This is a genomic window from Parasediminibacterium sp. HNIBRBA5674 (genome assembly GCF_056745525.1).
Genome location: NZ_JBQWIE010000037.1, coordinates 24887 through 35030, shown reverse-complemented (window position 1 = coordinate 35030; position 10144 = coordinate 24887). Strand labels below are relative to the sequence as shown.

At 35.6% G+C, this 10144-nt stretch carries 6 protein-coding genes; 1 reads left to right on the top strand and 5 read right to left on the bottom strand.

Annotated elements, in window-relative coordinates:
- Positions 1-311: 311 nt before the first annotated feature.
- Positions 312-701 (top strand): hypothetical protein, encoded by a 390-nt coding sequence (locus tag ACT9TX_RS15520; RefSeq protein WP_481339650.1) that lies wholly within the window; start codon positions 312-314, stop codon positions 699-701.
- Positions 702-779: 78 nt separating this feature from the next.
- On the opposite strand, the gene ACT9TX_RS15515 is transcribed toward ACT9TX_RS15520, so the two are convergent.
- From ACT9TX_RS15515 to rnr, 5 genes are all read right to left on the bottom strand, one after another.
- Positions 780-2174 carry a tetratricopeptide repeat protein gene (locus ACT9TX_RS15515; RefSeq protein ID WP_481339648.1) on the bottom strand — a complete coding sequence of 465 codons (1395 nt, stop codon included), beginning with the start codon at positions 2172-2174 and terminating at the stop codon, positions 780-782.
- A gap of 12 nt (positions 2175-2186) precedes the next feature.
- Entirely contained in the window at positions 2187-4898 is a 2712-nt protein-coding gene (gene gyrA / locus ACT9TX_RS15510) for a DNA gyrase subunit A (RefSeq protein WP_481339646.1), read from the bottom strand.
- A gap of 244 nt (positions 4899-5142) precedes the next feature.
- Positions 5143-6162 carry a sugar transferase gene (locus ACT9TX_RS15505; RefSeq protein WP_481339644.1) on the bottom strand — a complete coding sequence of 340 codons (1020 nt, stop codon included), beginning with the start codon at positions 6160-6162 and terminating at the stop codon, positions 5143-5145.
- A gap of 118 nt (positions 6163-6280) precedes the next feature.
- Positions 6281-7582, bottom strand: a complete 1302-nt coding sequence (locus ACT9TX_RS15500; RefSeq protein ID WP_481339642.1) for a M28 family peptidase — start codon at positions 7580-7582, stop codon at positions 6281-6283.
- A 434-nt stretch (positions 7583-8016) separates the two neighbouring features.
- Positions 8017-10071, bottom strand: a complete 2055-nt coding sequence (gene rnr / locus ACT9TX_RS15495; RefSeq protein WP_481339640.1) for a ribonuclease R — start codon at positions 10069-10071, stop codon at positions 8017-8019.
- Between the last annotated feature and the right edge of the window lie 73 nt (positions 10072-10144).

Here is a 10144-nt window from a genome sequence, read left to right as displayed (position 1 = left end):
CTCATTAGGTGGCATTTTATACGTGATGAAGATAAGTAGGATGTAGCTAATGTTGATTACCATTCACGCAGATACATGCAAAATAGCTCTATAAAACTGCTGAATGCTTGTTTTTGCGAAGAAAATGGATGTTACATAGTGTAGGAAGCTTCTGCCAACTAGAAAATGGTCTCTGTAACTTGCAGTAAGTATTTGCAAAGCGAAAAATAGTTGAGCTGCGGGGGGCTTAATTATCTATTCTTTTATTTTTCCAATTTAAACTTTCAATATTTTAAACGTCTTAATTACTCACAAACACAAAGCGTTACCACATGAAAAAACTATTTATTACTGCATGTATGGCAGTTGCACTTACCGCTTCAGTAAAAGCACAAGAAGCGGCAAAGCCACAACTAAGCAAAGAAGAAAAAGCCAAGCAAAAACAAAAAGCAGAAGACGACTTGAATGCTGCCTTTAAAGTAGCTGGCGCTACAGAAGATGAAGTAAAGCAAGCCAAAGCCATTATGGAAGAAACTAAAACCAAAAGGGCTGAGATTAAAAAAAACACTACGCTTACCGAAGCTGATAAAAAAGAAAAAAACAAAGACATTAACAATGAAGAAAAAGAGAAATTAACCAAGTTGCTAGGTGTAAAATACAAAGCCATGAAGGATGCACAAAAGAAACAAAAAGAAGCTCCAACTGCTGCTACAACCATGTAATTAATGGTAAAATATTTTACAATAAACCGCCCCAATTTGTAATAAAGTTGGGGCGGTTTTTTATTTAGACATCTGCTATTACTTATGTAAGCTATCGTACAACTTGTATTTAGCATCGTAAGTATCATAAGCTTTAGGATCTTTACCAGCAGCTTTATCACGCTTAATAGCATACATATTTGCCAAAAAGTCTACAGCTTTTCTTAAGCAACTTCTCTCTACTTTTTCCTTATCTGTTAGGTCTTTACCGTTTGCCAAATTAGGCACGTCTTTTAGAATCAAATATGATTTCTCAATGTAAGAGATACAACCATCTGCCATTTCAGTCATTGGCTTTTCTAAGTCAGTATTTAATTTTTTCAAAGCATCAATTTGCTCTTTATATTTTGCTTCGGCAGCAACTTTCTTTTTAGGATCTTTTTCTACCACATGCGCAGCTACAGCATCTTTCAATGCTTTTCTGTTTTCTAAGGTTCTATCTTCATACACACCATATATTTGGTAATAAATAATACCTGCATTATAGTGTGCAATACCATCTTTAGGGTCTAGTTCACAAGCTTTTTTGTAAGCATTTAAAGCTTTCATTTGGTAGCCTACTAGTGTTAAGCTATCCATTTTCTCCTTGTCTTCTTTTGGAATATTCACAAATACATCTGCATATTGCAGGTATTTTGAAGCAGTTAAAGTGCCGGCTGCCACTTCTTTTTCGTATGCTGCCACCTTATCAGAAAGCGAGAAATTTTTGTTGATAAATTCTGCCTCGTAATCATCCCATTCTTCTTTAGGGTAGGCTTTTTTAGCTATTGGTAAATATTTATCAAAAGCAGTTTTATTGTTCTTTTTAATGTATTGTAATAATACATATTTGTATACCTCTACAAAACTAGCGTCGGTAACATTTGCATCCATTAATCGAGAGTAAAATTTAATAGCATCATCTACCTTTTGTGCATTTTGCAATGCATAACCTGCATACAAAATAGAGGTCGTGTCAAAAGGTGCTTCGTTTTTTAATAATTTATTAGAGAAAAGAATATCGCTATACTTTACTGCATACTTAAAGTAATTTGCAGCAGAATCCCACATTTTAGTATTAAAGGTTCTTACACCATCTTTGTAGGCGCTAGAGTACAAATTGGTGGCAACGTCTGTGTGGTTTTTATCCTTTATTAATTTTAACGATGGGTCAAGTTGAAGATATTTATTAAAAGCCTCATCAGCAATACTAAATGCACCAGGATATTTTGCTTGCAACTTCGCATCATTACTAAAGGCAACATATATTTTAGCTTTCCACAAATAAGTTTCCGGCTTTGTGAGTGCTTTTGGGTCGACCATTATTTTCTCAAGCTCAGTGTTTGCTGCCACATATTGATTGATTAAAATATTGGTTTCAACTTTTTTAAAATCTTGCGCCTTTGTTAGTTGAAAAGACAAGGCAAGCAGCGATAAGACAACGATTTTTTTCATGTAACGTTATTTTTATTGATTATCAGGGGTTTCTTCTGTGCTTTCTGCATCTGTTTGCGCAGGTTCATCATCAGAAGTTGTTGGTTCTTCAGTTACTATTTCATTGGTATCTACAGGCAATGCTTCACCATCAGTTACCACCAAAGATTCATCTATTACAGTTTCTTCTTCATCCGATTCGATACTTGAAATAGCAGCAATTGAATCTTTAGAATCTACACGTATAATTTTTACACCTTGTGTGGCTCTACCAGATTCTTTAATAGCGGCCAATGAAGTACGTAACGTAATACCAGACTTACAAGTAATAATTAAATCTTCTGAATCACTTACATTCATAATACCTACTAAGCTACCAGTTTTCTCAGTAACGTTAATGGTTTTTACACCTTTACCACCACGGTTTGTAATGCGATAATCTTCTACAGCCGTTCGTTTACCGTATCCATTTTCACTTATAACTAGCACATTTTTAGTAGTATCTTCTGCATTTACACAAATCATACCAACTACTTCGTCTTTGGTATCATCAACTTCTATACCACCTACACCTATTGCACCACGGCCAGTTGGGCGTACTTTGGTTTCAGGAAAACGAATAGCTCTACCACTCTTAATAGCCATCATAATTTCGCTATTGCCATCAGTCATTTTCGCTTCTAGTAATTCATCGCCTTCGTTAATTGTAATGGCATTTACACCATTTGCACGTGGGCGGCTGAAATCTGCCAATGACGTTTTCTTAATAATACCTTTTTTAGTACACAAAACGATGTAGTGAGAATCAATAAATTCTTTATCATCTAAGCGTTTCACGTCAATAATAGCTCGCACTTTATCGTCTTGTGGTATTTGTATCAAATTTTGTATCGCTCTGCCCTTACCAGATTTTTCACCCTCAGTAATTTCGTACACTTTCATCCAAAAGCAACGACCTTTTTCTGTAAAAAATAACATCGTATGGTGAGTAGATGCAACAAACAAGTGTTCTACATAATCTTCTTCACGGGTTTTGCTACCTATAGCACCACGACCTCCTCTTTTTTGTTGACGGTAATCGGTTGCGGTAGTTCGTTTTATATAGCCTAAATGCGAGATTGTAATTACAACATCTTCATCTTTAATGAAATCCTCCATGCGCATTTCATTAGCTAGGTATTGAATTTCCGTTTTACGTTCGTCACCAAATCTTGCTTTGATGTCAAGTAATTCTGTTTTAATCAATTCATAACGTAATGGTTCGCTAGCCAATAAAGCTTTAAGGCGTGTAATAGTTTGAATAAGACCATTGAATTCTTCAATAATCTTATCTCTTTCCATGCCTGTTAAACGTTGCAGACGCAATTCTAAAATTGCTTTTGCTTGTATGTCAGATAAGCCTTGTTCTTGTCTGTAAAGTTCTTCGGTTACTTCGCCAAATAACTCTTGGCTGATGTACCATTTTTCTTCTTTACTCTTAGAAATTAAAGCTTCTTTCGCATCATCAGGTGTTCTACTACTGCGAATTAGTTTAATTACTTCGTCTAAATGGTCTAAAGCTTTTAAATAGCCTTCTAAAATATGTGCACGTTCCTCGGCTTTGCGTAATTCAAATTTCGTTCTACGAATTACAACCTCCATTCTAAACTCAATGAACTCAACTATTAAGTCTCTTAAGCTCATTATTTTAGGACGCCCTTTACTAATAGCTACATTGTTTATACCATAGCTTGTTTGAAACTCGGTGAACTTATAAAGTTGGTTAATAATTACTTGAGCTACAGCGTCACGCTTTAAGTCAATAACAATACGGTTACCTTCACGTTGGTTACTCTCATTATTCACGTGAGCAATACCTTCAATGGTTTTGTCATTTACTAGCTGACCAATTTTATTAGTCAAAGCATCTAAACCTACTTGGTAAGGCACTTCTGTAATAATAATTTGCTCTCTACCACTAGCTTTTGTATCCACATGACATTTGCCACGCAAAACAACTCTACCACGGCCAGTTAACAAGGCATCTTTCACGCCTTCCATACCGTAAATAATACCAGCTGTTGGAAAATCAGGTGCTTTTACGTAATTAATTAATTCTTCGCCAGTAATTTCCTGATTATCAATATAAGCAACGCAACCGTCTACTACTTCACTCAAGTTGTGAGGCATCATATTGGTAGCCATACCTACGGCAATACCACTAGACCCATTTACCAATAATTGCGGAATTTTTGTAGGTAAAACGGTAGGTTCTTCTAAGCTATCATCAAAGTTTAATTGAAAGTCTACAGTCTCTTTTTCCAAGTCTTCTAGCATGGCTTCTGCAAACTTCTCTAAACGTACCTCTGTATAACGCATGGCTGCTGGTGGGTCACCATCTTGGTTACCAAAGTTACCTTGGCTATCTACCATTTTGTAGCGCATCGTCCAATCTTGCGCCATACGTACAAGTGTGTCATAGATAGAAGCATCACCATGGGGGTGAAACTTACCCATTACCTCACCTACAATACGGGCAGATTTTTTATAGGGCTTATTGCTAGCATTACCTAGTTCGTTCATACCGTACAACACACGACGGTGTACTGGTTTAAAACCATCTCTAACATCTGGCAAGGCCCTACCTACTATCACCGACATTGAGTAGTCGATATAGGCAGTCTTCATTTGTTCTTCAATATTCACCGAAATAATGCGGTCGTTATCGTTCGTTTGTTCGGGCAATTGTGGCGTAATGTCTTCCATTGCAGATTATAACTTAATTTCTTTGCTATGAGTATATTTTACCTTAAAAAACAAGGTTGGCGAAGATAGCTTTTTAGCTGTTTAAATAGTCAATAAAGCGTGTGATTTTTACACGGGTTTATCCACAGTTTTCAAGCATTTGCAGGCTTAAAAATAATAAATTGACAAAAGGTATTAATCTAGGCAAGATTATCACTATTCACAAGTAAAAATGGCAGCAAAAAAAGAAGATTTTGAGAAAGCATTAAAGACTGTCAAGCGTAGTAATTACACCAGCGGTTTTTAAAATAATTTGTATTTCTAACTTTAAAGAAATGTGATTGATATAGTACAAATCGTATTCAAGTTTTTGTAAAGTTTCCTCAGGGGTAGCTGTTGGATAATTGACTTGTGCCCAACCTGTAATACCAGGTTTTACAATGTGGCGATATTTGTAAAAAACATTTTCTGCTTCAAATCTGTCTACTATATCCTTTTTTTCTGGTCTTGGGCCTATTAAACTCATTTCACCTCTTAGAACATTTAAAAATTGAGGCAACTCGTCAATCTTGGTTTTTCGAAGAATTTTACCAACTTTAGTAATACGAGAATCACCTTTAACTGTAGGTGCATTATAACCTACAGGATTGTGTACCATTGTACGGATTTTGTAAATAGTAAACACTTTACCATTAAAACCAACCCTTTGCTGTTTAAACAAAACAGGCCCTTTAGATGATAACCAAGTGGCTACAAAAGCTAATAACATAATGGGCACAGCAATAGGTAAAGCCAAAGATGATACAAGAACGTCAATAGTTCTTTTCATACTTAGAAAACCTTGGCTCGGACGAACGACTAAATCATCGGGATTATTTTCAGAATAATCGTTCATGTATAACATTGGGCTACAATGTGTCACTTTCTCATAAAATGAAACGATATTTATAATTTTACCATTGTTAACGTCGTGAAAACGAATTAAGTCTAGGAAATGTGTAATCGCATCTTCACTAATCCATTTATCTATAACTATGTAGGAATAATTATTTTTCTTTAAATATTTAATCAGCTTATTATCCATTGGGCCTGACCAAATATTGTACGTAAATTTACTATTGAAAGAAGGCTTTTTAATTAACTCTTTGGCCACAACATCAGGATTTACCAATAGGCATGACAACTTTTTTTGTGGTTGTTTTTGGGCTCGAGGATAGATATTACCTTTAAAATTGGCAACAAAGGCCGCAGATCGTTTAGGTATGTTTTGAAGCGTATTTTGCATTTCGTCTTAGCAAATGTAATAAAACAAATTGTTAAAAAATATAGTAAGCTAATCTATAATTTTTGCCATATCCAAGATGACGACATTTTACATAAATGCCTTTTCAATTAACCAGAACTTAGTTTAAAGCGCTCATATCCACTCTGCTTGGCGTGTCTTTACCAGCAACAATACCTTTAGCACTTACCGCTATTGCTTTAATAATTTCAGCCATGTTATTCATGTCAAGTGTGCCTATTTCATCACTTACTTTATGATAATTCGGTTCGCTATCCATTTTTGATGTAGAAATGGTATGTGCAGGTACGCCTAATCTTGCAAGTGTTGCATTATCTGAACGGTAAAACAAGTTTTCTTTGATGTAGGGATCAGGATAAAAAGTAAACGCAGAACCTTGCAAGTTAGCTTGCAAAATTTTACCCATGTCTGTTTTTTCATACCCAGTAATGTAAGCAGAATTAGTGCCCCATTTACTTTCTGTACCAATCATTTCAATATTAAACATGGCCATTACTTGCTCGGGCACAAATTGCTTTGAGAAATAAGTTGCGCCAAAGCCACCTACTTCTTCAGCTGTAAATGCTGCAAAAATTAAGGTTCGTTCGTTGTTGTTTAATGCTTTGTAATATTTAGCCAACATGATAACTGCTGTAGTACCTGCTGCATCGTCATTTGCACCGTTGTAAATAGAATCTTTATCGTCGTGTTTTTCGCCTTCACGTGGTGAACCAACACCTAAATGATCGTAATGACCAGAGAAAATAACATATTCAGTTGGTTTGCTTTTACCTGGCAAAACACCAACCACATTGGCTAATTTTTGCTCAATAATTTCATGCTTGGCTGTAATTGTGTAAGTAGAAGGATTGCTTGCCGATAAAACAAAAACGACACTTGTTTCTGATTTAAACATGGAATTTTTAAGCCCGGTTAAACGACCAAAATTCTTACCAAATGATGTATCAACAATTACAACATAATTTTTACCCGATTGAGCATATTTTCTGGCTTCGCCAAAGAAATTAGCGCCAGCAGCAATTTGTACTTTTTGAAATCCTGAATTTTCAGTGATGATTAGTTCTGGCTTTGACGTAACAGCTATCACATTTTTAGTGTCAATAGTTGTACCATCGAAGGTGCAAGTAGCACTAATAAATTTCGCTTTAATCATGGCGAAACTTTGTAAATATGTACCTGTAGCATTTAGTGTGGCCAAACCTGTTTTCTTAAATTCTTCTGCAATAAACGCTGCGGCTTTATCTGCTGCAGGTGTAAATGCTCTTCTACCCTGCATATCATCTGCTGACAAAATTTTCTCAATACGTTCAACTTCTTTTGCGTTGATGATAGTATTGATGTCTTGTGCAGATGCACTAAAACCAAGTACTGTAAAGATGGCAACAGCTATAGATTTCTTCATGAAGTATTTTTTTCTAATAATAATTTGTAAAATAAAGCGATTTTGGCTATTAATGTAAAAAAATGACATTAAATATATATGAAATGATGCTTTATACACAAAAGATGCCAATAATTTAGTAACTACAACCGACAAATTAAAATAACTACATATTTTGAAAATGAAATAACCAGTTATTAAAAAAAAGAGCCTTGATAAAATGCGAAATGGGAAGATTTTTGAAAAAAGAGGGCATTTTGCAAAAAATATAGGCTCATTTTTAAAATAAGAGCTTATAACGCAACTAAAATGCCCAGTTATTTTACAAAAGTGGGAAAAGTAAACTTTTCAAGTCTAGCTGAGCAGCAAAGTATTTAACCGTATAAAAGGTATTTCGCAAGCTCAATATAAACTTGCAGATGCTACATAGTACTACAAATGCTGGTTACAAAAGTCTACTCTTTTGCTTTTTTAGCTCTTGGCTTAGCGGCTTTCTTAGCAGGTTTTTCAGTAATGACTGTTGCTTCAACTTCTACAGTTGGTTTGTTTACCCACATGTAATCAAGTTGACGCTTATCAAGATTTGCCGAAACAACTTGAATCCAAACTTTATCACCCATTTTAAATTTACGACCGCTACGTAAACCCACCAAGCTATAATCGCCTTCTACCAATCTAAAATCATCGATTTCGCTAAGACTGATGGTGCTTACCATGCCTTCGCACTTGTGTAAAACAGTTTCTACAAAAAAGCCAAAAGCAGCCACACCACTAATTACACCTTCAAATTCTTCGCCTACATGGTCACGCATAAACTCAACTTGCTTGTACTTATTGCCTGCACGTTCGCATTCCATGGCGCTACGTTCACGTTCGCTGGTGTGCTTACATTTTTCCTCCATTTTTTTGTCTAAAAAGGGTTTGCCTTCAATAATGCTTTGCAAAACACGGTGCACCAACACATCTGGATAACGACGAATAGGTGAGGTAAAATGGCAATAATGCTCAAAAGCTAGACCATAGTGACCAATATCCTTGGTTGTATAAGCGGCTTTAGCCATGGTTCTTATACCCAATTGTTCAAGCACATGCTGTTCTGGCTTGCCTTGAACATTGGCCAACATTTGATTGAAACTTTCTGCAATTTTTTCTGGCGAATTGATATTAAATTGATGACCGTAACGCCTTGCAAACTCAATAAATGGTTGTAATTTTTTAGCATCTGGTTGGTCGTGTACACGATATGGAAAAGGTATTGGCTTACCGTTTACCTCTGTTTTAAATACATTTTCTGCAACGGTTTTATTGGCCAAAAGCATGAACTCTTCAATCAATTGATGCGATTCTTTGCTTTCTTTTACTACGACTGCAATTGGCTTGCCTTTATCATCTAGTTTAAAGCGAACTTCTTGTGATGAAAAATTGATAGCACCAACTTTAAAACGCTCTTTACGAATATTTTGTGCCATACTATTTAACAACAAAATTTCCTCTTTAAAAGGCCCTTCTTTGGTTTCTATAATTTCTTGTACATCCTCGTAGGTAAAACGGTGATTTGAATGGATAAATGTTTTACCCAACCAATATTGTTTAACCTCGCCTTTTGGCGTTAATTGAAAAATAGCAGAGAACGTAAATTTATCTTCATGTGGACGCAAAGAACACAACTCATTTGAAATACGTTCAGGCAACATTGGGTTTACTCTATCTGGCAAATACACAGAAGTTGCACGTTTGTAAGCTTCTTCATCTAAAGCCGTTTCTGGCTGTACAAAATGGCTTACATCTGCAATGTGAACACCAATTTCGTAGTTGCCATTTTTAAGCTTGCGAATAGACAACGCATCATCAAAATCTTTAGCATCTACAGGGTCGATGGTAAAGGTTAAAATATCTCTACAATCCTTACGTTTACTTACTTCTAGGCTACTAATTTCATCGGTTAGCGCCATCGCTTCGTCCATTACTTCTTTGGTAAATGACAATGGAAAACCAGCTTCTGCCAATAACTCTTTCATCGCACCATCATTCTCATCACCTGCTTCCATTAAGCTTACAACTTCACCAATTGGTTTTTTGTCGCCTTTACCCCATTCTACTAGTCGTGCAACTACTTTGTCTTTATTTTTTGCACCATTTAATTTATTTAAAGGAATAAACAAATCAGGCATGGGCTTATCTGTATCTGGCACAAAAAACGCATAGTTGGTTGATAGTTGAATATGACCGATAAACTCGTTTTGCTTACGTGTTACAACCTCAGTAATCTTACCCTCTTTCTTTTTTGTTACAGAGTTTTCCTTGATGATTTTCACCATCACAATGTCACCGTTTAAAGCCGTATTAAAATCGCCTGGACGCACCAATACATCACCACTTTTATCTTCAATTAACACATAACCAATACCACTGCGTGTAATTTCTAAAGCACCTTTTACCAATAAAGAAGGCGATGTATGCTTTGTGGTTTTAGTAGGCGTTTTGGTTTTACTCTTTTTACTTTTACTCATAAATTTAACCGCTGATGATTATGATTTTAATGATGACCATGATTCTTGATAAAGGCAATTCAATTAAATCTTG

Excerpts from the sequence above, each read along its gene's own strand:
- gyrA (WP_481339646.1), bottom strand. The coding sequence starts at position 4,898 with ATGGAAGACATTACGCCACAATTGCCCGAACAAACGAACGATAACGAC.
- rnr (WP_481339640.1), bottom strand. The coding sequence starts at position 10,071 with ATGAGTAAAAGTAAAAAGAGTAAAACCAAAACGCCTACTAAAACCACA.
- ACT9TX_RS15515 (WP_481339648.1), bottom strand. The coding sequence starts at position 2,174 with ATGAAAAAAATCGTTGTCTTATCGCTGCTTGCCTTGTCTTTTCAACTA.
- ACT9TX_RS15500 (WP_481339642.1), bottom strand. The coding sequence starts at position 7,582 with ATGAAGAAATCTATAGCTGTTGCCATCTTTACAGTACTTGGTTTTAGT.
- ACT9TX_RS15505 (WP_481339644.1), bottom strand. The coding sequence starts at position 6,162 with ATGCAAAATACGCTTCAAAACATACCTAAACGATCTGCGGCCTTTGTT.
- ACT9TX_RS15520 (WP_481339650.1), top strand. The coding sequence starts at position 312 with ATGAAAAAACTATTTATTACTGCATGTATGGCAGTTGCACTTACCGCT.